Annotated in this window: 3 protein-coding genes; all 3 read left to right on the forward strand. The window is 68.3% G+C overall.

Annotated elements, in window-relative coordinates; all coding sequences use genetic code 11:
- Nucleotides 1-296: 296 nt before the first annotated feature.
- Nucleotides 297-11,645 (forward strand): Ig-like domain-containing protein, encoded by an 11,349-nt coding sequence (locus tag PcP3B5_RS11790; RefSeq protein ID WP_061561327.1) that lies wholly within the window; start codon nt 297-299, stop codon nt 11,643-11,645.
- A 288-nt stretch (nt 11,646-11,933) separates the two neighbouring features.
- Nucleotides 11,934-15,008, forward strand: coding sequence for an Ig-like domain-containing protein (locus PcP3B5_RS11795; protein WP_061561328.1), 3,075 nt, complete (start codon nt 11,934-11,936; stop codon nt 15,006-15,008).
- Between the two features lie 1,066 nt (nt 15,009-16,074).
- Nucleotides 16,075-26,217 (forward strand): Ig-like domain-containing protein, encoded by a 10,143-nt coding sequence (locus PcP3B5_RS11800; RefSeq protein ID WP_061561329.1) that lies wholly within the window; start codon nt 16,075-16,077, stop codon nt 26,215-26,217.
- Nucleotides 26,218-26,687 lie beyond the last annotated feature (470 nt).

The following is a 26,687-nucleotide window of genomic DNA, read 5'->3' on the forward strand; positions in this document are numbered from 1 at the left end:
GCAGCCCGCTTTTTTATTTCCATTTTTCATCCGTGGCGATGTGGCGACAGTTTGATTTTCAGAATGGGTTAAGAATTTTCCGATGGCATATCGGAATTTATCGGCTTGGGTTGGTTCAGGATAATCCTAATTATTGCCGGTGATGAATTTTTAATACTGCCCATCGCTGAAAAGGAATTTCCGAGTTCGCTATTGAATGGCCCGGGCTGGATATTACATGGCACTGGGACAATTCCTTTTCGAGTCATCCCGTGTTCACGAAATTGAAGAAATAGCCTTATCAGGCGGGAGCTCACATGGCCGCAATTCAACTGATTGCGAAAAGTTCGGGGCAGGTTACCGATGTCAGCGGCAAGAACCTGTTGTCGCTGGCGCACCCTTGCGTGGTGAAGATCGCGGCCGCGCCCGACAGCATCCAGTCCATCGGCCGAAATGGCGACAGCCTGGTGATCCGTCTGAAGAACGGCGAAGTCATCAATATTGACAATTTCTTCCAGGCCGTGAACGGCGTGCGCCACGACCTGGTGCTGGAGGCCCCCGGCGGCGAGCTGTGGCTGGCGGACCAGAACGAGCCCTGGGTGACCACCGAGCTGGACTCCATCGAGCAACTGCTGGCGGAACGCAGCGACGACACTTACGCCGTCTTCGGCGTGCTGCCGCTTGCCGGCCTCGGCGCCCTGGGTGTCGGCGGCCTGGCCGCAGCGGCGGGGGGCGGCGGTGGCGGCGGTGGCTCGGACGGCGGCACCGTTACCACCGTCGCCGATGAGAACGGCAACTGGGCATTCCCGGAGAATCCGCTGGAAAGCAGCGAGAGCGGCAGCATCACCGAGCCCCCGGGCAATGTCGGCCCGCCGATCGTGACCGAACCGGCCGACGTGATCGCGCCGGAACCGCCGGTCATCACCGACAACAATGGCGACGGCCTGAGCGGCACCGGCGAGCCGGAAGGCATCGTCACCGTCGAACTGCCGGACGGCAGCACCGTGACCACTGTCGTAGACGAAAACGGTAATTGGGAATTCCCGGAGAACCCGTTGGAGAACGGCGAGTCCGGCAACATCACCATCACCGATCCCTCGGGCAACGTCAGCCCGCCGACTACTACCGAACCGGCCGACGTCATTGCACCGGAACCGCCGGTCGTCACCGACAACAACGGCGACGGCCTGAGCGGCACCGGCGAGCCGGAAGGCATCGTCACCGTCGAGCTGCCGGATGGCAGCACCGTGACCACCGTCGTCGACGAAAACGGTAATTGGGAATTCCCGGAGAACCCGTTGGAGAACGGTGAGAGCGGGACCATCACCATCACCGATCCCTCGGGCAACGTCAGCCCGCCGACTACTACCGAACCGGCCGACGTCATCGCGCCGGAGCCGCCCGTCATCACCGACAACAACGGCGACGGCCTGAGCGGCACTGGCGAGCCGGAAGGCATCGTCACTGTCGAGCTGCCGGACGGCAGCACCGTGACCACCGTCGTCGACGAAAACGGCAACTGGGAGTTCCCGGAGAGCCCGCTGGAGAACGGCGAGAGCGGCAGCATCACCATCACCGACCCCTCGGGCAACGTCAGCCCGCCAACCATCACCGAACCCGCGGATACCGCCGCCCCCGACATCTCCCAGGCCGAGGCGGGCCTCAGCCTGATCGACGATGTCGGCGCCATCACCGGGCCTATCGCCCAGGGCGGCCATACCGACGACGACCACCCCGAGTTCAAGGGCCAATTGGTCGGCGGCGATGCCGTGCTGGTGAACATCTACGACAACGGAGAGCTGATCGGCAGCAGCCTGGTCGCCGCCGACGGCAGCTGGAGTTTCATTCCCACCCAGCCGCTGGCCGATGGCGAGCACAACCTGCAGGCCAGCGCGATGGATGCCGCCGGCAATGTCAGCGAGCTGCTGCCGGCCGACGGCTGGCGCTTCACCGTAGACACCCTCGCGCCCGTCGAGCTGCCGGAGGAGGGCGGCTCGCTGAGCCTGCTCGACGACGTCGGCAGCGTCACCGGCGAGATCGCCCGCGGCGGCGTGACCGACGATGCCAGGCCGACTTTCGGTGGCAGCGGCGTACCGGCCGACATCGTCAGCGTGAACGTCTACGACAACGGCGTGCTGATCGGCAGCGCCAGCGTCAGCGACGGCCAGTGGAGCTTCGAGCCGGCGCTGCCGCTGCTGGCCGGCGAGCACAACTTCCAGGCCGCGCTGGTGGATGCCGCCGGCAACGAAGGGCCGAAGAGCGCCGACTGGCCCTTCAGCCTCAAGCTGACGCCGCCGGCTGCGCCCTCCATCGAACACGTCATCGACGACCAGGCGCCGATCACCAGCGGCCACCTGCAGCCGGGCGCGCAGACCGACGACCGCAGCCCGACCGCCAAGGGCACCGCCGAGCCGGGCACCGTGGTGCATCTTTACGTCAATGGCAGCGAGGTCGGCAGCGTCGCCACTGACGCCGAGGGCAACTGGTCGATCGACCTGGCCGACCTCGGCGCCGACGGCCTGAAGACCCTGACCGCCAAGGCCGTGGATTCGGCCGGGCAGTGGAGCCCGGCCACCGGCGGCTTCGACATCCTGCTGGACACCAGCGCGCCGGCCGTCCCGGACGCGCCAAGCGCCCTGGACAACGTCGGCGCCGTCACTGGCCCCATCGCCGGCGGCGTGACCGACGACAGCACCCCGACATTCGGCGGCAGCGCCGAGCCGGGCGCCACCGTCACCATCAAGGATGGCGACAACGTGCTGGGCACCGCCATCGTCGACGGCGACGGCAACTGGAGCTTCACCCCGGCCGAGGCGTTGGGGGAGGGCGAGCACAGCATCAGCACAGTGGTCACCGATGCCGCCGGCAATGCCAGCGAGCCCAGCGACGCGCTGGTGCTGGTGGTCGACACCCGGCCGCTGCAGGTCAGCGTGGCCAAGGCGCTGGACGATGCCGGCAGCCTGACCGCCGAGCTGGGCACCGGCGCGGTGACCGACGACCGCACGCCGACCCTGGTGGGCAGCGCCACCGCCGGCGCCCTGGTCACCGTCATGGACGGCGCCAGCGTGCTCGGCTCGGTCGTGGCCGATGCCACCGGCGCCTGGAGCCTGGAGCTGCCGGCGCAGGCCGATGGCAGCTACTTCTACAGCGTCACCGCCAGCAACGGCACCAACAGCGCCAGCACCCTCTTCGAACTGAGCATCGACGGCAGCGCGCCGGAGAAACCCGGCGCGATCCTCGCCGTCGACAACCAGGGCGACGTCACCGGCCCGATCGACAACGGCGTGACCGATGACAGCACCCCGACCTTCAGCGGCAGCGCCGAGCCGGGCAGCGTCATCACCATCAAGGACGGCGACAAGGTGCTGGGCACCGCCACGGTCGATGGCGACGGCAACTGGAGCTTCACCCCGGCGCAGCCGCTCACCGACGGCGAGCACGCCATCAGCGTGAGCGCCAGCGACGCGGCCGGCAACGTCAGCGAGCCGAGCGACGTGCTGACGATCCTGGTCGACACCAGCGACGTGGTGGTCAGCATCGAGGCGGCCATCGACGACGTGGGCGAGACCCAGAGCCTGAGCAACGCCGCCCTGACCAACGACACCACCCCGACCCTGGTCGGCAAGACCCTCGCCGACGCGCTCGTGGTCATCTCCGCGGGCGGCGTCGAGATCGGCAGCGTCAGCGCCGATGCCGAGGGCAACTGGAGCTTCCAGTTGCCGGAACAGGCCGACGGCGAACACAGCTATACCGCCAGCGTCTCCAACGGCGCCAACAGCGGCAGCGCCGAATTCAGCCTGACCATCGACGGCAGCGCGCCGGCGTCCGCGGAAGTGGTAGTGGCCACTGACGACCAGGGCCTGGTCCGCGGCCCGATCGCCGCCGGCGGCGTCACCGACGACGCCCTGCCGGTGTTCTCCGGCAGGACCGAGGCCGGGGCCATCGTCACTCTCTTCGATGGCGCCGAGGTGCTCGGCAGCGTCACCGCCGACGCCAATGGCGACTGGAGTTTCACCCCGGCCCAGCCGCTGGCCGATGGCGAGCACAGCATCCGCGCGCAGGTCGCCGATGCCGCCGGCAACGCCAGCGAGCCCGGCCCCGCACTGGAGTTCAGCGTCGATACCGCGCCGGTCAGTGTCAGCGTGATCAAGGCCAGCGACAACGTCGGCGCCAAGCAGGGCGACCTGGCCGACAAGGCACTCACCGACGACAACCGCCCGAGCCTGGCCGGCACCGCCAGCGCCGGCGCCATCGTCAGCATCCTCGACGGCTCGACGCTGCTCGGCTCGGTGCTCGCCGACGCCGCCGGCCAGTGGAGCCTGGAGTTGCCGGAGCAGGCCGACGGCAGCCACGTCTACGACATCCTGGCCACCGCCGCCAACGGCAACGAGGCCAGCACCCGCTTCGAACTGACCATCGACACCCAGGCCCCGGACGCCCCGGCGCTGGTCGTGGTGACCGATAACGTCGGCACGCAGCAGGGCGCCCTGGAGGCGGGCGCCGCCAGCGACGACAGCGCCGCGGTGATCAGCGGCAGCGGCGCCAACCCCGGCGACCTCATCACCATCCACGACAACGGCAGCCCGATCGGCAGCGCCATCGTCGACGCCAACGGCAACTGGAGCTACAAGCCGGAAACCCCGCTGGCCGAAGGCGAGCACGCGATCAGCGCCTCGGCCACCGACGCCGCCGGCAACGAAAGCGCGCAGGGCCCGGCGCTGAGCTTCGTGGTCGACACCACCGCGCCGGGCGCCATCACCGACCTGGCACTGCTCGACGACGTGGAAGGCGGCGCCTTCGGCGGCATCGTCCAGGGCGAGCCGAGCAACGACGCCACGCCGACCTACAGCGGCCATGTCGAGGGCGGCGCCGTGCTGGTGCGCATCTACGACAACGGCGAGCTGATCGGCACGGCCAGCGTGGACGAAGCCGGCAACTGGCGCTTCGAGCCGCAGACGCCGCTGGCCGATGGCGCGCACAGCTTCCAGGCCGAGGCGCTGGACGCCGCCGGCAACCTCGGCCCGCGCAGCGAGGCCTGGGACTTCGTGGTCGACACCGCGCTGCCCGAGACGCCGCGCATCACCCGCGTGCAGGACGACTTCGGCCCGCAGCAGGGCGACCTCGACAAGGGCGCCAGCACCGACGACGCCAACCTGAGCCTCAGCGGCACCGGCAGCGCCGGCGCCACCCTGTTCCTCTACGTGCGCCTGAGCGACGACCCGCAGGCGCCCAGCGAACTGCTGGGCTCCACCGTCATCGACGCCAACGGCGAATGGAGCCTGGCCACCGGCGACCTCGCCCGGTTCGGCGGCGACGGCATGAAATACTTCTGGGCCAGCTCGCAGAGCCCTTCGGGGCAGATGAGCGAGACGCCCAGCGAGGACTTCCCGGTCGAGTTGCACACCGCGTTGCCGGAAGCCCCGCAACTGCTGGCGCTGCAGACCGAGGCCTTCACCAGCCAGGTCTGCGGCAACCTCACCAGCGACGCCACGCCGAGCATTTCCGGCAGCGGCGCCCCGGGCTCGCTGGTGCTGGTCTACGACAACGGTGAGGCGCTCGGCTCGGCGCTGGTGGACGAGGCCGGCAACTGGAGCTTCACCCCGCAAGAGCCGCTGGCCGACGGCCCGCACGCGCTCACCGCGACCCTCACCGACGCGGTGGGCAACGTCACCGAGCCCAGCGCGCCCTGGCTGTTCGTGATCGATACCCTGGCGCCGAACGTCGGCCTGGACATCAACACCGCCGAGCAACTGGCCGGGCAGACCGAGCCGGGGGCGATAGTCACGGTGATCGACAAGGCCGGCACGGCGCACAGCGTCACCGCCGACCAGAACGGCCGCTGGAGCCTGCAGCCCAACCCGCTGGGCCTGGGCGAGGACGGCAGCATCTTGGTGGCGGACGCGGCGGGCAACCAGTCGCAACCCATCGTCATCCAGGGCGACCTGCTGGCCAGCTACGACCTCACGCGCTACACCAGCCAGGTGAACACCACCGAGGCCGGCCCGCAGGCCAACCCCAGCGTCACCACCCTGGCCGACGGCAGGATAGCGGTGGTCTGGCAGGGCGGCGATACCGCCAGCAACAATGCCGAGGTTTACATGCAGCTGTTCGAGGCCGATGGCGTGACGCGCATCGGCGGCGAGCAGCAGGTCAACCAGCGCAGCAGCTACAACCAGGACAGCCCGCAGGTGGTGGCCCTGGCCGACGGCGGCTACCTGGTGGTCTGGGAGTCCTGGCAGGCCGGCCCGGACACCAGCAACGACGGCATCATGGCGCGCCGCTACGGCGCCGATGGCAGCCCGCTGACCGACGAATTCGCCGTCAACCAGCTGACCGCCGGCGGCCAGCTGTCGGTCTCCGTGGTGGCGCACCCGGGCGGCGGCTACACCATCTCCTGGATCAGCGATCCCGATGGCGGTTCCACCGACAGGATCGTCCAGCGCAGCTTCGATGCCGACGACCAGCCGCTCGGCGGTGACGTGGTGGTGGGCAGCGGCATTGGCTATGGCGCCGAGGGCGCGCCGGCCATGGCGGCGTTCGTCGATGCCGCGCACCAGGGCATGTACGTGACCGTGTGGAGCGGCCGCAACGGCCCGGGCGACAGCTCCGGCACCGGCGTCATCGGCCAGCTCCACGCGGCCGACGGCACCCCGCTGGGCGGCAACTTCCAGGTCAACGCCGGCACCGGCAACAACCAGGACTACCCGGACGTGATCACCCTCAAGGACGGCAGCTTCGTGGTGATCTGGGAGGGCAACCCGCCGGGCAGCACCGGCTTCGACGTCTACATGGCGCACTACAGCGTCGACCCGGCTACCGGCGCCGTGCAGCAGATCGGCCCGGGCGACGTGCGCGTCAACACCGGCATCGCCGGCGACCAGTACAAGCCCACCGCGGTGGCGCTGGACGACGGCGGCTACCTGGTCATCTGGGGCTCGGCCGGCGGCGACGGCAGCGGCTCGGCGATCTTCGCCCAGCGCTACGACGCCCAGGGCCACAAGCTGGGCCGCGAGTTCCTGGTCAACCCGACCACCGAGGGCAACCAGGGCTGGGCCGGCGACAACGTCGACATGAAGAACCTGCTGGACGCCACCCTGATGGCCGACGGCAGCGTCTACGTGACCTGGCAGAGCGACAAGGCCGACAACAGCGGCTGGGGCATCGAGGCTACGGTGATCGACATCGACGCCGGCTACTACTCCGAATTCCGCGTCAACGGCACCCTCGGCGGCGCCCAGGACCATTCGGCCACCGCGAGCCTGCCCAATGGCGGCTTCGTGGTGGTCTGGGAGTCGGCCTCGGGCGATGGTTCCAACGACTGCGTCATGGTCCAGCTGTTCGATGCCAGCGGCATGCCGCTGGGCGGCGAGTTCGTGGTCAACACCAGCACCGGCGACTTCCAGGGCAAGCCGGCGGTGGCGGTGCTGGCCGACGGCAGCTTCGTGGTCAGCTGGACCAGCTACGCCGGCGGCAACGACGCGATCATGCAGCAGAAGTTCGGCTACACCTACGACCCCGACGGCAACATCAGCGGCGCGCAGCCCCAGGGCGGCGAGTCCAGGGTCAACCTCAACGATGCCGACAGCCAGCGCTATTCCAGCATCACCGCGCTGGAAGACGGCGGCTACATGCTCACCTGGAAGTCCTGGGAGGGCGGCGGCTGGCGCATCTACGCCCGCCAGTACGACGCCGACGGCTCGCCGGCCAGCGGCGACCTGCTGGTCAGCGCCACCCACTACACCAGCGACATCATCGGCGCCTCCATCAGCACCCTGGCCGATGGCCGCGTAGTGTTCACCTACGCGCGCAACCTCGGCGGCGGCGACGCCTACTTCCGCATCTACGATCCGAACACCCAGAGCTTCGGGCCCGAGATCGTCGCCAACCAGACCACCGCCAACAGCCAGGCCTCGCCCAGCGTGTCGGGGCTGGCCAACGGCAACTTCATCGTCACCTGGGATTCCAACGACCACAGCGGCCCGGACCAGTCCGGCTACGGCATCTGGGGGCGCATCTTCGACGCCGCCGGCGTGCCGGTGGGCAACGAGTTCCTGCTCAGCACCAGCACCCTGGGCGACCAGGCCATGCCGGTGGTGGTGCCGCGCGCGGACGGCAGCTTCGTCGTGGTCTACCAGTCGGCCACCGACGCAGCGCCGGGCGCCGGTACCTGGGGCATCTACGCCCAGTTCTTCGACGCCGCCGGCAACAGGGTCGGCCAGGAGCTGCACATCAACCAACTGGTGAGCGGCGACCAGACTCAGGTCGACGCCACCTTCCTCGACAGCGGCAAGCTGTTCGTCAGCTGGACCGACAATGGCGTCGGCGATGGCAACGGCAGCGCCATCAAGGGCAGCCTGGTGGACCTCGACGAGAGCCTCGGGCTGATTCCGCCGCCGCCGCTGGGCGAGGGCGCCACCGGCCTCGACTACGTGCCGGCCAGCCCGCCGCAGATCAGCGTGCTCAGCGTCGGCCTGGACACCAACAGCGCCGAGCGCCTGGGCGGGCGCACCGAGCCGGGGGCGACCGTCAGCGTGGTCGACGCCCAGGGTGTCAGCCACACGGTGGTCGCCGACCAGTACGGCCGCTGGGACTTCTACCCCAACCCGCTGGCCCAGGGCGAGCAGGGCAGCCTGTCGGCCCATGACGGGGCCGGCCACCAGGCGCCGGCGGTGGCCATCCAGGGCGCGGCCCTGGCCGACTACCAGCTGGACCGCCACACCGTGGAAGTGAACAGCACCGAGGCCGGCCCGCAGACCAACCCGAGCGCGGCGACCCTGACCGATGGCCGGATCATCGTGGTCTGGCAGAGCGGCACCGGCACCGACGTGTTCATGCAGCTGTTCGAGGCCGACGGGGTGACCCGCGTCGGCAGCGAGCAGCAGGTCAACCAGCGCAACAGCGGCGACCAGGACGGCCCGCAGGTGGTGGCCCTGGCCGATGGCGGCTACCTGGTGGTCTGGGAGTCTTACCAGGCGGGCCCGGACACCAGCGGCGACGGCATCATGGCGCGCCGCTATGGCGCCGACGGCACGCCGCTGACCGACGAGTTCGCGGTCAACCTGGGCACTGCCGGCGACCAGCGCCACCCCAGCGCCGTGGCGCACCCGGACGGCGGCTACACCATCAGCTGGACGAGCAACCCCGACTCCGGCTCCACCGACCTGGTGGTGCAGCGCACCTTCGATGCCGACAACCAGCCACTCACCGGCGATGTGCTGGCGGGCAGCGGGCAGGCCTATGGCGCCGAGGGCGCTCCGGCCATGGCGGTGTTCGGCGATGCCGCGCACCAGGGCATGTACGTGACCGTGTGGACCGGCCGCAATGGCCCGGGCGATGCCTCCGGCACCGGCGTCATCGGCCAGCTCCATGCGGCCGACGGCACCGCGCTGGGCGGCAACTTCCAGGTCAACACCGGCATCGGCAACGACCAGAACAACCCGGACGTGATCGTCCTCAAGGACGGCAGCTTCGTGGTGGTCTGGGAAGGCAACCCGCCGGGCAGCAGCGGCTTCGACGTCTACATGGCGCACTACAGCGTCGACCCGGCCACCGGCGCCGTGCAGCAGATCGGCCCGGGCGACGTGCGCGTCAACACCGGCATCGCCGGCGACCAGTACAAGCCCACCGCGGTGGCGCTGGACGACGGCGGCTACCTGGTCATCTGGGGCTCGGCCGGCGGCGACGGCAGCGGTTCGGCGGTCTTCGCCCAGCGCTACGACGCCCAGGGCAACAAGGTCGGCCGCGAGTTCCTGGTCAACCCGACCACCGATGGCAACCAGGCTTCGAACGAGGCCGGCTCGAACGTGCTGGATGCGACGCTGATGGCCGACGGCAACGTCTACGTGACCTGGCAGAGCGACAAGTCCGACAGCAGCGGCTGGGGCATCGAGGGCACGGTGATCGACATCGACGCCGGCTACTTCTCCGAGTTCCGCGTCAACGGCACCCTGGGCGGCGCCCAGGACCATCCGGCCACCGCGAGCCTGCCCAACGGCGGCTTCATCGTCGTCTGGGAATCGGCCACGGGCGATGATTCCAGCGACTGCATCATGGCCCAGCTGTTCGATGCCGCCGGCATGCCGGTGGGCGGCGAGTTCGTGGTCAACGCCACGACCGGCGACTTCCAGGGCAAGCCGGCGGTGGCGGTGCTGGCCGATGGCAGCTTCGTGGTCAGCTGGACCAGCCATGCCGGCGGCAACGATGCGATCATGCAGCAGAAGTTCGGCTACACCTACGACCTCGACGGCAACATCAGCGGCGCGCAGCCCCAGGGCGGCGAGTCCGGGGTCAACGTCAACGACGTCGGCCAGCAGCGCTTTTCCAGCATCACCGCGCTGGAAGACGGCGGCTACATCGTCAGCTGGAGCGCCAACATCAGCGGCACCAGTGGCAAGTGGCAGATATTCATGCGCCAGTACGCCGCCGATGGCTCGCCGGTGGGCGGCGACCGGCTGGTGGGCGACGCCACCTACCACACCACGGCGGGGCCGGACGCGGCGTCCCTGGCGACCCTGCTGGACGGCACCGTGGTGATCGCCTACAACCGCGATATCGGCGGCGCAGCGGGGGTGGAGTCCTACTTCCGCCTCTACGACCCGGCGACCGGGCTGCTGGGCGAGGAAATCCGCGCCAACCAGACCTCGGCCAACAAGCAGTCCTCGCCGGCGGTGTCGAGGCTGGCCAACGGCAACTTCATCGTCACCTGGGATTCCAACGACCACAGCGGCCCGGACCAGTCCGGCACCAGCACCTGGGGGTGCATCTTCGACGCCACCGGCGCGGCGCTGGGCAGCGAGTTCCTGGTGTCCAACAGCACCACCGGCGACCAGTCCGAGCCCATGGTGGTGGCCCGCGAGGGCGGCGGCTTCGTGGTGGTCTACGTGTCGCGCAGCGAGGCGGCGCCGGGCTCCGGCAGCTATGGCGTGTACGCCCAGTTCTTCGACGATGCCGGGCGCAAGGTCGGCCAGGAACTGCACATCAACCAACTGGTGAGCGGCGACCAGACGCAGGTCGACGCCACCTTCCTCGACAGCGGCAAGCTGTTCGTCAGCTGGACCGACAGCGGCGTCGGCGATGGCAGCGGCAGCGCCGTCAAGGGCCGCCTGGTGGACCTGGACGAGACCCTCGGGCTGGCCCCGGCGGTGGCCGAGGGCGGCGCCACCCACGTCGACTACCTGCCGGTCTCCGACGCCGTGGGCACGGCCGCCGACGACATGCTCGACGCCCGCGGCTACACCACCGCCAGCGGCGGCGAAGGCAACGACGTCATCCTCATCGACGGCACCGGCTTCGCCCACATCGACGGCGGCGCCGGCTACGACATCCTGGTCTGGGCCTCGCGCAATGCGCTGGACCTGGGCCAGGTCGCCGACAGGCTGGAGGGCATCGAGGCCATCCGCCTGAGCGAAGGGCTGAGCCAGTCGCTGACGCTGAGCCTGGCCGACCTGCTGAAGGTCACCGAGCCCGACGGCGAGGCCCGGCACAGCCTGAGGATCACCGGCGACAGCGGCCAGAACGGCGTGGTCGACAGCGTCGACATCGACCTCGCGGACTGGGTTCGGCAGGCGCAGCAGGTCACCGAGGGCGCCGTCACCTACGACGTCTACACCTCGAAGAGCGCGTCTTATGCGCACCTGCTGATCCAGGAGGGCCTGTACGTGGTCTGAGTCGCCCGGCGCCGGGGCGGCCGCTCCCGGCGCGCTGGCTCCCACCTGCGGCGCGAACCTCGTTCGCGCCGTTTTTCATTGCGGCCGGCGCGCGGGCCCGAGTCCGAAAAACAGCGGGCGGCTTGAGGGATTTCCTAAAAGCCCGTCCCGGGCGGCGGAGTTCCTACGGCTTTAGGGAGTTTCCTAACCCATGCGCCGGCCCGCTGCTCTAGTCTGCCCGCGGTTCGTGGCGAGTACCCATGGCGCATGGGCGATGTCACTTCATTCACTTCGGGGAGAAATTACCAGATGGACGCAATTGAACTGATCGCGAAAAGCTCGGGGCAGGTGACCCCCGTGACCGGCAATGGCCCCCTGAGCCTGTCGCGGCCCGGCGTGGTGAAGATCGCCGCGGCGCCGGAGGACGTCCAATCCCTCAGCCGCAACGGCGACCACCTGCTGGTGCGCCTGAAGACCGGCAAAGTCATCACCGTCGAGAACTTCTTCCAGGGCTTCGATGGCGTACACAACGACCTGGTGCTGCAGGCGCCGGACGGCCAGCTGTGGCAGGCCAGCTACGAGGAGCCCTGGGACGGCATGGAACTGACCCGCCTGGACTCCGTCGACGAACTGCTGGCGTTGCAGTCGGACGACCACAACGTCGCCTTCGGCCTGCTGGTGCCGGCGGCGGGGCTGGGCGCCATCGGCGTGGGCAACATGCTCACCCAGCGCGACGGCGGTGGCGGCGGCAGCCCGCGCTCGGTGGGCCCGTTGCCGGAAGGACAGGCGCCAGGCGCGCCGCAGATCCTGTTCAACAACCAGCAGGGCCTGACCGGCACCGCCGAGCCCGGCAGCCTGATCACCCTGACCCGCCCGGACGGCAGCACCGAGACCGCCACCACCAATGCCGATGGCACCTGGAGCTTCCTGCCCAACCCGCTGGAGGACGGCCAGTCCGGCAGCGTCACCGCGTCCAACGGCGACGGCGCCAGCCCGGCGGTGGACACCGGCCCGGCGGACCTGACGCCGCCGAAGGACCCAGTCGTCAGCGAGAACAACGCCAATGGCCTGTCCGGCACCGGCGAGGCGGGCGACACCATCATCCTCACCAAGCCCGATGGCAGCACCGTCACCACCGTCGTGGACGAGAACGGCAACTGGAGCTTCCCGGAAAACCCGCTGGGCAATGGCGAGTCCGGCTCGCTGGTGGAAGTGGACCCGGCCGGCAACCACAGCGGCAGCGTCGATACCGGTCTGGCCGACCTGGAAGTGCCGGAGCCGCCGGTGGTCACCGAGAACAATGGCAATGGCCTGGGCGGCACCGGTGAGCCGGAAGGCATCGTCACCGTCGAGCGGCCGGACGGCAGCACCGTGACCGCCATCGTCGATGAAAACGGCAACTGGGAATTCCCGGAGAACCCGTTGGAGAACGGCGAAAGCGGCAGCATCACCATTACCGACCCCGCGGGCAACGTCAGCCCGCCGACCGTCACCGAGCCGGCCGACGTGGTTGCGCCGGAACCGCCCGTAGTCACCGAGAATAACGGCAACGGCCTGGGCGGCACCGGCGAGCCGGAAGGCATCGTCACCGTCGAGCTGCCGGACGGCAGCACCGTCACGGCCATCGTCGATGAAAGCGGCAACTGGGAATTCCCGGAAAACCCGCTGGAGAACGGCGAGACCGGCAGCGTCACCATTACCGACCCCGCGGGCAACGTCAGCCCGCCGACCATCACCGACCCGGCCGACCTGCTGCCGCCCGTACTGCCTGAAGGGCACGAGTGGCTGCAACTGATCGACGATATCGGCGAGGTGACGGGCGAGATCGCCAAGGGCGGCGTGACCGACGACGCGCGTCCCGAAGTGATTGGCGACTGCGGCGCCGACAGCGATGCCGTGCTGGCCTTCATCTACTTCGACGGCGCGCTGCTGGGCAGCGCCACCGTCACCGCGGGCAAATGGAGTTTCCCCCTGGAAAGCGATCTTGCGGCGGGCGCCCACCAGTTCCAGGTGGAACTGCAGGACGCCGCCGGCAATCGCAGCGCCAAGAGCGAACCCTGGGACTTCACCCTGGAGCTTCCCGATGCGCCCGAGGCGCCAAGCATCGACTGGGTCCAGGACGACCAGGAGCCGCTGGTGGTCGAACTGCAACCCGGGGACAGCACCAACGACCGCAGTCCCATCGTCGGCGGCAGCGGCGTGCCGGGCAGCCTGCTGACCCTGTACGTCGACGACCAGGCCGTGGGCAGCGTGACCGTGGGCGAGGACGGCAAGTGGGAAATCGCCATCGCCGACCTGGGCGCCGATGGCGCCAAGCGCATCAGCGCCGACCAGGCCAGCGCCGGCGGGCCGAGCGGCCCGCGCAGCGAGGTGGTGGAGATCGTCCTGGACACCCAGGCGCCGGCCCGGCCGGTCATCGAGCGGGTCTACGACAACCTCGGGGACCAGCACGGCGACATCGAACCCAATGGCGTGACCGACGATTTCTGGCCGGAAATCAGCGGCCGCGTCGAGGGTGGCGATGCGACTTACGTGAAGCTCTTCGACAAGGGCATGCCGATCGGAACCGCCACGGTCAACGCGGACGGCACCTGGTCCTTCACCCCCGTCTCGTCGCTGGGCATAGGCCAGCACAGCCTGCAGGTCATCGCGGTGGACGCGGCAGGCAACGAGAGCCCGTTGAGCGACGCCTGGTCCTATGAAACCTACGTGCCGCCGTCGTTGGAACCGAGCATCACCGGCGTCCGGGACGACTACGGTGCCGAACAGGGCGCCCTGCAGAAGGAAGACTTCACCGACGACAGCACGCCGGTGGTGCGTGGCACCGGGCGTCCCGGTGATGTCATGGAGCTCTACCTGCAACTGGAGGACGGCGCGCTGAATCTGGGAACCGCCTACCTGGTGGGCTCGGCCGTGATCGATGCGAAGGGCCACTGGCAGATCGAGTCCGACGACCTGGCCCAGTATGGCGGCTATGGCATGAAGTTCCTCTATGCCTCTTCCTATAACGAGGGTGGCGACCGCCCGGCGCCCACCGGGGCATACCCCATCTACCTGGAGGATCCCGCCGCGCCGGAGCAGTTGCGTTCGTTGTCATCGGCGCTGGACGAACCGCAGGAGCCGGGCGTGGCGGAGGGCGAGGGCGCCGGGCTGATCCAGCAGGTGCTCGGCCTGGCCGTGGGCACGGGGGCCGCGCTGCCGGCCGGCCCCGAGCCGGACCTGGCCGGGTTGCTGACCGATATCCGGCTGCCACGGCAGTTCCAGTTGGAGGCTGATGGGAGCCGGGGCATCACCGAGCCCACCGGCGAGGTCTTCGCGCCGCTGTCGTCGGGCGAGCGCCTCGACCTGCTCGGCCTGCAGCACAGCCAGCAACTGGTGCTCTGACGCCCGGCTCCCGCCGCCCGCGGCGGGGTTCGTCACGAAGGGCGCGAACCTTGGGTTCGCGCCCTTTTTTGTTCGCGGCGGGCGCTTTCCGGGCCTTGTGAGGGCTTGCCCTTCGCGTGCGCTGGCCCGAAGGGGAATAACCCAGAGACTTTTGGGTTGGGGGTTTGGTGTAGCGCGCCGCTCCGAGTGCTCGGATGTTTCTTGTTTCGCCCCCTCGGGCGAGTCCCTTTTGTCAAACGCCACAAAAGGAACCAAAAAGGCTTGCCCCGACATACGGGCCCGATGGAGCCGGGCTACCCTCGCGAATTCCCCCGCCACGGAGGCCCGAACTAGGCGTCCCCCCCCGAGCGTACGTCCCTGTAGCCCATCGGGGCTCTCGCGACATCCATGTCGCATGACCTCCTGAGCGCGGGTTTCGCTCGGCCTTCTGAAGGGGCACTCCGGTGCGCTCGGCTATTTCTCTGGAAGTCCAAGAGCAAACGCGCTTTTGCTTTTGCTTTTCGTAGGAGCGAGCTTGCTCGCGAACCCCGCAGTCACTGGGTTGCCGCGTTCGCGGGAATGACGAGGTGGGGGGCAGGTGTTTCAGGATGACTCAGGATTCTCCCTTCGCTCAGGACAGCCCCCTCTCCCGCTTGCGGGAGAGGGCTGGGGAGAGGGCGCTCTTTGCAGAGCCCCAACCTCTGTCGCAACCCCGTCGGAAATCCGATTGGATTCATCGGCCACGCCGGACGCTCCGGTGGCACGAACAGCCCCCTCTCCCTCCGGGAGAGGGCTGGGGTGAGGGCAACGGACTCCGCTGCTACTCCATCCCCAAACCTGCACTCCGCCCCCAACCCTCCCCGCAAACGGGGCAGGGTACCGCCACCTCGTGCTTCCCCCACCCCTCAGACATCCACCTGAATGCCCCGGTCTTTGAGGGATTCCTGAAGGGAGGTCGCTGGCGATTTGCCTAGGATCGCCGGTGGGGCATCGCCGGCGGCGCCGGCGTTCGTTGCCCGCTGATTTCAGCCTCCCGCACACCGGGTGGCGATGACTGCCAATTGACGATTTGAAGGAGTCTCGGCGCATGACCGACAAGAACTGGAACGACGATCAGGACCGGCCGCAGGCCAGCCTGCCCTTTGCACAGGACGCATCCGCCGGACAGGGCGCGCCCGCGCCGCGTGCGGACAAGCCCCAATTCCTCATCGAGGACGATATCGGCACGCTCAAGGGCGTGGTCGAGTCGGGCGGATATACCAACGACAAGACGCCGACCTTCAAGGGCAAGGACCTCACGCCGGGCCAGGAAGTGTTCATCCGCGTCGTTCTCGAATCCGGTGAGGTGCAGGACCTGGGCAGCGCCGTGGTACGCAAGAACGGCACCTGGGCCCTGGACATCGACATGCCGTTCCAGGATGGCGTGGTCGATTTCTACATCACCGTCGACGGCGTCGATTCCGACCCCTACCGGGTGACCTTCGATAGCCAGTTGCCGGAGCCGGTCGAGCTGGAAGAGCCCCTGCAAGTGCTGGCCGGCGAGCGCCCGTTGACGATGGACGGTGGCCAGGTGCAGGCCAACGCGCAGCCGAGCTTCGTGGGCAAGTTCGCCGGCCAGGCCAGCGAAGCGGACATGTATGCCGTGCTGCTGGAAATTCACTATGGCACGCAACTCGTCACTGTCACGGCCGAGATCGGTAGTGATGGCACCTGGCGCTGTGACTGGCCAGAGGGCCTGGCGGAGCAGCAGGGGGACTATACGCTCAAGTTCTTCATGATCGATGCTGCCGGTAACGTGCATACCGAGGGGGGGCAGTACAAGCCCTTCCAGCAGCTGGAACTGACGCTCGACATGACCCCGCCCGGTGACGATGCCGTGGTGAGCTTCACCCTGCACGACGACTTCGGCCCGGTCACCGGGGTCATCGCCGCCGGCGGCAAGACCGACGACACCACCCCGAGGCTCGAGGGCCAGGTGGCGAACGCTGCCGCCAACGGCGTCAAGTGGGTGGAAATCCGCCTCGACGGCAACGTCCTGGCGCGGGTGCCGGTGGATGAGCAGGGCAACTGGGAGTACACCCCGGACGCACTGGCTTCCGGCGCGCATCGCTTCGAAGTCGTCCCGCTGGACGCCGCCGAGAACTATGGCAAGAGTGCCTCCATCGACTTCGAAGTGGCCGGGCCGGATGTGCCGCCCTTGTCGCCGCCGGTCATCGAGGAAATCCGTGACGACCAGGGCTCGGTCAGCGGCCTGCTGAACGATGGCGACGTCACCGACGACACCAGCCTGTCGCTCAAGGGCCACGCCGAGGCCGGCAACCTCGTATTGCTGTATGTCGGTGGGGTACTGGCCGCCAGCGCAGTCGCCGACGAAAACGGCAACTGGACTGCCGAACTGCCGCTGGCCGGCGATGGCGAGCATGTCATCATCGCCAAGGCCCAGGACGACTTCGGTCGCCACAGCGACGAAACCGCCCCGGTGTCCATCACCCTCGACACCATCGCGCCGGAACAGCCGGGCATGGTGGATGCCCAGGACAACACCGGCGCCATCACCGGCCCCATCGAGCCGGGCAGCGTGACCGACGAAACCCAGCCGACCCTCAGCGGTTCGGGCGAGCCGGGCGACACCGTCAGCGTCCTCGACAACGGCGAGGTGATCGGCACTGTCGTGGTCGATGAAAACGGCCAATGGGAATTCACCCCGGAACAGCCGCTGGAAGAGGGCGACCACAGCATCAGCGTGGTGGTCACCGATCCGGCCGGCAACGCCAGCGAACCCAGCGAGTCCCTGGACTTCAGCGTCGACAGCAGCGTACCGGCCATGGTCATCGACCATCTCGAACTGCAGGACGACTTTGGTCCGGTAGTCGGCGCCATCGCCAACGGCAGCTCCACCGACGACGCCACCCCGACCGTGGTGGGCCATGTCGAAGGCGAAGCCGCCTGGGTGGAAATCTACGATGGCGAGACCCTGCTGGGCACCGCCCTGGTGGACGGCGACGGCAACTGGAGCTTCCAGGCGCCGGAACTGGAGAGCGGCGAGCACAGCATCAGCGCCCGCCCGGTGAGCGCCATCGGCCAAGTGGGCGAGGCCAGCGACAGCATCGGCTTCACCCTGGTGGGTGACGAGACGCCGCTGCCGCAACTGCCGGTCATCGATGAAATCCTCGACGACCAGGGCACATTCACCGGCCTGCTGAACGATGGCGACCTCACCGACGACGCCAGCCTGTCGCTCAAGGGCAGCGCCGAAGCCGGCAAGCTCGTGCTGCTGTACGTGAACGGCGAACTGGCCGCCAGCGTGGTGGCCGACGAGCAGGGCAACTGGACCGCCGAGCTGCCGCTGGCCGGCGATGGCGAACAGGTCATCACTGCCAAGGCCCAGGACGATGCCGGCCGCCACAGCGACGAAACCGCTCCGGTATCCATCACCCTCGACGCCACCGCGCCGGACAAGCCGGAACAGGTGGGCGCCGACGACAACGAAGGCGTGGTGCAGGGCCCGATCACCCAGCATGGCGCCACCAACGACAACACCCCGGAATTCAGCGGCCAGGCCGAGCCGGGCTCCACGGTCATCATCAGCGACAACGGCATGCCCCTGGGCAGCGTGGTGGCCGACGCCCAGGGCAACTGGAGCTACACCCCCGAGCCGCCGCTGGCCGACGGTTCGCACAGCATCACCGTGCAGGCCCAGGACGCCGCCGGCAACCTCAGCGAGCCCAGCGACGCGCTGGAATTCAGCGTCTGGAGCGAGGCGCCGCAGGTGAGCATCGACCACGCCCTGGACGATGTCGAGCCGGGCCTGGAGAACGTGGCCAGCGGCGGCATCACCAATGACCTGCAGCCGACCCTGGTGGGCACCGCCACCGCCGGCGCGCTGGTGGTCCTTTCCGAGGCCGGGCTGGTGCTCGGCAGCGCGGTCGCCGACGCCGAGGGCAACTGGAGCATCACCCTGGACCGTAACCAGTCCGAAGGACCCCACACCTACACCGCGGAAGTCCGTTGCGCCACCGGCGAGTTCGCCCAGGCCGACTTCGTCCTGGTGATCGACAACAATGCCCCGGACCGCCCGATCCTCGACGCCGTGCTGGACAACGCCGGCCTGGTCCAGGGCGCGCTGGCCAGCGGCGACACCACCGACGACGCCACCCCGACCCTGCAGGGCGGCGAGGCCGAGCCCAACGGCCTGGTCAAGGTCTACGACAACGGCACCCTGGTCGGCAGCACCCTCGCCGACGAGAACGGCGACTGGAGCCTGGAGCTGCCGGAGCTGGCCGATGGCGCCCATAGCCTGACCGTCACCTCCAGCGATGCCGCGGGCAACGAGAGCAAGCCGACCCGTCCGTTCGAACTGACCGTGGACACCGCGGTAGCCGACCTGGTCATCGACAGCATCGAGCTGGTGGACGACTTCGGCGAGGTCCAGGGCCTTATCGCCGACGGCGGCAAGACCGACGACACCACGCCGCTGCTGCAGGGCCACGTCGAAGGGACGAATGCCGCCTACGTGGAAATCTACGACGGCGAAACCCTGCTGGGCACCGCCGCGGTGGACGCCCAGGGCAACTGGAGCTTCCAGGCGCCGGAGCTGGCAAGCGGCGAATACGCCTTCAGCGCCGTACCGGTGGACAGCCTCGGCAAGACCGGCGAAGCCAGCGAAACCATCCGCTTCGAAGTGGTGGGCCCGGAGGTCGCCCTGCCGAACGCACCGGTCATCAGCGAAATCCTCGATGACCAGGGCTCGGTCAGCGGCCTGCTGAACGACGGCGACGTCACCGACGACACCAGCCTGACCGTCAACGGCAGCGCCGATGCCGGCAACCTGGTGCTGCTGTACGTCAACGGCGAACTGGCTGCCAGCGTGATAGCCGACGAGCAGGGCAACTGGACTGCCGAACTGCCGCTGGCTGGCGATGGCGAACAGGTCATCACCGCCAAGGCGCAGGATGAAGCTGGCCGCCACAGCGACGAGACTGCACCGGTCAGCGTCATCCTTGACACCACCGCGCCGGAACAGCCGGGCATGGTCACCGCCGAGGACAACACCGGCGCCATTACCGGGCCCATCGAGCCGGGCAGCGTGACCGACGAAACCCAGCCGACCCTCAGCGGCTCGGGCGAGCCGGGCGACACTGTCAGCATCCTCGACAATGGCGAGGTAATCGGTACGGTCGTGATCGACGAGAACGGCCAGTGGGAATTCACTCCCGAGCAGCCGCTGGAGGAGGGCGACCATAGCATCAGCGTGGTGGTCACCGACCCGGCCGGCAACGCCAGCGAGCCGAGCGAGTCCCTGGACTTCAGCGTCGACAGCAGCGTGGCGCCGATGGTCATCGACCATCTCGAACTGCAGGACGACTTCGGTCCGGTAGTCGGCAGCATCGCCAACGGCAGCTCCACCGACGACGCCACCCCGACCGTGGTGGGCCATGTCGAAGGCGAAGCCGCCTGGGTGGAAATCTACGACGGTGAAACCCTGCTGGGCACCGCCCTGGTGGACGCCGAAGGCAACTGGAGCTTCCAGGCGCCGGAACTGGAGAGCGGCGAGCACAGCATCAGCGCCCGCCCGGTGAGCGCCATCGGCCAGGTCGGCGAAGCCAGCGACAGCATCGCCTTCACCCTGGTGGGTGAGGAAACCGATCTGCCGCAGCCGCCGGTCATCGACGAAATCCACGATGACGTGGGTTCGATCACCGGCCTGCTGAACGACGGCGACGTCACCGACGACATCAGCCTGTCGCTCAAGGGCACCGCCGAGGCCGGCAACCTCGTGCTGCTGTATGTGAACGGTGAACTGGCCGCCAGCGTGGTGGCCGACGAGCAGGGCAACTGGACTGCCGAACTGCCGCTGGTCGGCGATGGCGAACAGGTCATCACCGCCAAGGCGCAGGACGCCGCCGGTCGCCACAGCGAAGAGACCGCTGCGGTCTCCGTCACCCTCGACACCACCGCGCCGGAACAGCCGGGCATGGTGATCGCCGAGGACAGCACCGGCCCCGTCACCGGTCCCATCGAGCCGGGCAGCGTGACCGACGAAACCCAGCCGACCCTCAGCGGTTCGGGCGAGCCGGGCGATACCGTGAGCATCCTCGACAACGGCGAGGAGATCGGCACCGCCACCGTCGACGAGAACGGCAACTGGACGTTCACCCCGGAACAGCCGCTGGAGAACGGCGACCACAGCATCAGCGTGGTCATCACCGATGCGGCCGGCAACGTTGGCGAGCCCAGCGAGGCCTTGGACTTCGTGGTGGATTCCACGCCCGCGTTCGTCACCATCGACATGGCCCTCGACCAGGTCGAGAGCAGCACTGGCGAGGTGGCCAACGGCGGCATCACCAATGACCGGCAGCCGACTCTGGTGGGCACCGCTACCGCGGGCGCGCTGGTGATCCTCTCCGAGGCCGGGCTCGTTCTCGGCAGTGTGGTCGCCGATGCCGAAGGCAACTGGAGCCTGCGCCTATCGGTGGGCCAATCCGACGACGAGCACCACTACACAGCCGAGGTGCAGAGCGCCACCGGCGCCACCGCCCAGGCCGAGTTCAGCCTGGTGATCGACACCAAGGCCCCGGACCGTCCGATCCTCGACGCCGTGCTGGACAACGCCGGCCTGCTCCAGGGCGCGCTGGCCAGCGGCGACACCACCGACGACGCCACCCCGACCCTGCAGGGCAGCGAGGCCGAGCCCAACGGCCTGGTCAAGGTCTATGACAATGACGTCCTGGTCGGCAGCACTCTCGCCGACGAGAACGGCGACTGGAGCCTGGAACTGCCGGAACTGGCCGATGGCGCCCATAGCCTGACCGTTACTTCCAGCGATGCCGCGGGCAACGAAAGCAAGCCGACCCGTCCGTTCGAACTGACCGTGGACACCGCGGTGGCCAACCTGGTCATCGACAGCATCGAGCTGGTGGATGACTTCGGTCCGCTCACCGGCCTGATCGCCGATGGCGACAAGACCGACGACACCACGCCGCTGCTGCAGGGCCATGTCGAAGGCGAGGCGAAGTATGTGGAGGTCTACGACGGCGAAACCCTGCTGGGCACCGCCGCGGTGGACGCCCAGGGCAACTGGAGCTTCCAGGCGCCGGAGCTGGAAAGCGGCGAATACGCCTTCAGCGCCGTACCGGTGGACAGCCTCGGCAAGACCGGCGAAGCCAGCGAAACCATCCGCTTCGAAGTGGTGGGCCCGGAGGTCGCACAGCCGAACGCACCGGTCATCAGCGAAATCCTCGATGACCAGGGCTCGGTCAGCGGCCTGCTGAACGACGGCGACGTCACCGACGACACCAGCCTGACCGTCAACGGCAGCGCCGATGCCGGCAACCTGGTGCTGCTGTACGTCAACGGCGAACTGGCTGCCAGCGTGATAGCCGACGAGCAGGGCAACTGGACTGCCGAACTGCCGCTGGCTGGCGATGGCGAACAGGTCATCACCGCCAAGGCGCAGGATGAAGCTGGCCGCCACAGCGACGAGACTGCACCGGTCAGCGTCATCCTTGACACCACCGCGCCGGAACAGCCGGGCATGGTCACCGCCGAGGACAACACCGGCGCCATTACCGGGCCCATCGAGCCGGGCAGCGTGACCGACGAAACCCAGCCGACCCTCAGCGGCTCGGGCGAGCCGGGCGACACTGTCAGCATCCTCGACAATGGCGAGGTAATCGGTACGGTCGTGATCGACGAGAACGGCCAGTGGGAATTCACTCCCGAGCAGCCGCTGGAGGAGGGCGACCATAGCATCAGCGTGGTGGTCACCGACCCGGCCGGCAACGCCAGCGAGCCGAGCGAGTCCCTGGACTTCAGCGTCGACAGCAGCGTGGCGCCGATGGTCATCGACCATCTCGAACTGCAGGACGACTTCGGTCCGGTAGTCGGCAGCATCGCCAACGGCAGCTCCACCGACGACGCCACCCCGACCGTGGTGGGCCATGTCGAAGGCGAAGCCGCCTGGGTGGAAATCTACGACGGTGAAACCCTGCTGGGCACCGCCCTGGTGGACGCCGAAGGCAACTGGAGCTTCCAGGCGCCGGAACTGGAGAGCGGCGAGCACAGCATCAGCGCCCGCCCGGTGAGCGCCATCGGCCAGGTCGGCGAAGCCAGCGACAGCATCGCCTTCACCCTGGTGGGTGAGGAAACCGATCTGCCGCAGCCGCCGGTCATCGACGAAATCCACGATGACGTGGGTTCGATCACCGGCCTGCTGAACGACGGCGACGTCACCGACGACATCAGCCTGTCGCTCAAGGGCACCGCCGAGGCCGGCAACCTCGTGCTGCTGTATGTGAACGGTGAACTGGTCGCCAGCGCCACCGCCGACGAGCAGGGCAACTGGAGCGCCGAACTGCCGCTGACTGGCGATGGCGAGCACGCCATCACCGCCAAGGCACAGGACCCGGCTGGTCGCCACAGCGAAGAGACCGCTGCGGTCTCCGTCATCCTCGACACCACCGCGCCGGAACAACCGGGCATGGTGACCGCCGAGGACAACACCGGCGCCATCACCGGGCCGATCGAGCCGGGCAGCGTGACCGACGAAACCCAGCCGACCCTCAGTGGTTCGGGCGAGCCGGGCGACACCGTCAGCATCCTCGACAACGGTGAAGTGATCGGTACGGTCGTGATCGACGAGAACGGCCAGTGGGAGTTCACTCCCGAGCAGCCGCTGGAGGAGGGCGACCACAGCATCAGCGTGGTGATCACCGATCCGGCCGGCAATGCCAGCGAGCCGAGCGAGTCCCTGGACTTCAGCGTCGACAGCAGCGTACCGGCCATGGTCATCGACCGTATCGAACTGCTCGACGACTTCGGCCCGGTCGTAGGCGCCATCGCCAACGGCAGCTCCACCGACGACGCCACCCCGCTCGTGCAGGGCCATGTCGAAGGCGAGGCGACGTACGTGGAGGTGTACGACGGCGAAACCCTGTTGGGCACCGCCGCGGTGGACGCCGAAGGCAACTGGAGCTTCCAGGCGCCGGAGCTGGCTCCCGGCGAACACGCGATCTCGGTCCGTCCGGTGAACGCCATCGGCCAGATCGGCGAGGCCAGCGACAGCATCGCCTTCACCCTGGTGGGTGAGGAAACCGATCTGCCGCAACCGCCGGTCATCGACGAAATCCGCGACGACCTGGGTTCGGTCACCGGTCTGCTGAACGATGGCGACGTCACCGACGACACCAGCCTGTCGCTCAAGGGCACCGCCGATGCCGGCAACCTCGTATTGCTGTATGTCGGTGGGGTACTGGCCGCCAGCGCGGTCGCCGACGAAAGCGGCAACTGGAGCGCCGAACTGCCGCTGGCCGGCGATGGCGAACAGGTCATCACCGCCAAGGCACAGGATGAAGCCGGTCGCCACAGCGAAGAGACCGCTGCAGTCTCCGTCATCCTCGACACCACCGCGCCGGAACAGCCGGGCATGGTGACCGCCGAGGACAACACCGGCGCCATCACCGGGCCGATCGAGCCGGGCAGCGTGACCGACGAAACCCAGCCGACCCTCAGTGGTTCGGGCGAGCCGGGCGACACCGTCAGCATCCTCGACAACGGTGAAGTGATCGGTACGGTCGTGATCGACGAGAACGGCAACTGGGAGTTCACCCCGGAACAGCCGCTGGAAGAGGGCGACCACAGCCTCAGCGTGGTGGTCACCGACCCGGCCGGCAACGCCAGCGAGCCCAGCGAGTCGCTGGACTTCCAGGTACAGGCCCAGGTGCCGACCCTCAGCCTCGACTCGGTCTACGACGATGTCGAAGGCATTCTCGGCGAGATCGCCCAGGGCGGGCTGACCAACGACGCCCAGCCGATGCTCTCCGGCACGGCCGGCAACGGCGCGGTGCGGGTGCTCATCCATGACGGCCAGACGCTGCTGGGCAGCGCACTGGTCGATGGCGACGGCAACTGGCAGTTCGAGCTGCCGGAACTGGCCGACGGCGAGTACAGCCTGAGCCTGGTAGCCGAAACCGCCAGCGGCACGCCGAGCGAAAGCCTCGAGTGGAGCTTCACCGTCGACACCCAGGCACCGGAGGCCGTCACTGGCCTGGACCTGGTCGACGACGAGCCGCTGATCACCGGCACCATCGAGCAGAGCGGCCTGACCAACGACGCCACGCCGACCTTCAGCGGCCAGGCCATCGGCGCCAAGTGGGTGAACATCTACGACGGCAGCCTGCTGATCGCCAGTGTCTCGGTGGACGCCGAGGGCAACTGGAGCTTCACGCCGGAGGAGGCGCTTTACGAAGGCGTGCATCGCTTCAGCGCCGCCGCCGTGGACGAGGCCGGCAACGAAGGCGAGCGCAGCGTCGGCTGGAACTTCACCGTGGATGTCACCGCACCGGGCCGTGTCACCAACCTGGGGCTGTACGACATGATCGGACCGAACCCCGAGACGGACTGGGGCGATGTGCCGAAGGGCGGGAAGACCGACGACCCCTGGCCGAACTTCTATGGCCAGGTCGACACCTTCGGCGTGAAGTACGTGTACGTCTACGACGATGGCAAGTTCCTCGGCTCGGCCACGGTCAACCAGACCACCCTGGAGTGGGCGTTCGAACCGCGTCTGCCGCTGCAGTCGGGCAAGCACAGCCTGCAGGCCTGCGCAGTGGACGAAGCCGGCAACATGGGCCCGCTCAGCGAGCCCTGGGACTTCACCATCGCCCTGCCGATCGCTGCCGACCCGTCGATCATCAACGTGCGCGACGACGTCGCTGGCGTCTACCTGCAGAAGGAGGACTTCACCGAGGACGTGACTCTGACGGTCAAGGGTTCCTCGCCGCTGGGCACCACCGTGACGCTCTATGCCAACGGCGTAGCGGTGGGCTCGCAGACGGTGGATGAGGATGGTTACTGGTACATCACCACCAGCGACCTGAGCCTCCTGGCCAACCCCGATGGTTCCGTGAGCCTGGTGGCCGCGGCCGAAGGGCTGGCGCCCACCGGTCCGTTCACCATCTTCCTCGAGGACAGCGTGCTGCAACCGCAGATGCTGGCCGAGCCCCTGGGGGGCGAGGAAGCGCTGATGGCCGGGCTGTTCGCGGCGCTGGAACTGCACCAGGAGCCGGTCGCGCAAGCGCAGCCGCTGTCGTTGCAGGGCCTGCTGCAGGCACCGGCCGGGGCACAGGCTCCGGGCGTGGCGGCAACCCCGCCGGCAGCCGAGGCGCCAGTGCCCGACAGCATGCTGGTGAAACAGGACCTGCTGGCGCTGCAACAGCAGCAGCTGGTCTGACCGACCCGGCCCGTCCGGCGCTTCGGCGCCGGGCGGCCCGGTTTTCAGGCGGCATGGGCGCAAGCCCGTGCCGTTTTTTTTCGCCTGAAAAACACGCTGCGCCCATTATCGAGCGGGCCTGTAGGCGCGCGCCCTGCGCGCGAATCGCGGACAGAGTCCGCTCCTATCGGCGCTGGGAAAATACTGTCGTAGGATGGGTTGAGCGAAGCGATACCCATCGCCATGGTTGGCCGGCGGACGGAGGTTCAATGATGGAGCATCGGCGAAGTCCGTTGCCCTCACCCCAACCCTCTCCCGGAGGGAGAGGGGGCTGTCCGTGCCGAGAGGATAAATGGTTTCAGCTGGAAATCTCTGTGCTAGCCGGCTGACACCAGAACGTCCGACCCTGCCCAACGGTTCCCTCTTCCTGAAGGGAGAGGGGGCTTGTCCGTGCCGAGAGAGGAAATGGTTTCAGCTGGAAACCGCCGGAG

Origin of the sequence: Pseudomonas citronellolis (assembly GCF_001586155.1) — a bacterium.
In the GTDB taxonomy this organism is placed as follows: Bacteria; Pseudomonadota; Gammaproteobacteria; order Pseudomonadales; family Pseudomonadaceae; genus Pseudomonas; species Pseudomonas citronellolis.

Excerpts from the sequence above, each read along its gene's own strand:
- PcP3B5_RS11790 (WP_061561327.1), top strand. The coding sequence starts at position 297 with ATGGCCGCAATTCAACTGATTGCGAAAAGTTCGGGGCAGGTTACCGAT.
- PcP3B5_RS11795 (WP_061561328.1), top strand. The coding sequence starts at position 11,934 with ATGGACGCAATTGAACTGATCGCGAAAAGCTCGGGGCAGGTGACCCCC.
- PcP3B5_RS11800 (WP_061561329.1), top strand. The coding sequence starts at position 16,075 with ATGACCGACAAGAACTGGAACGACGATCAGGACCGGCCGCAGGCCAGC.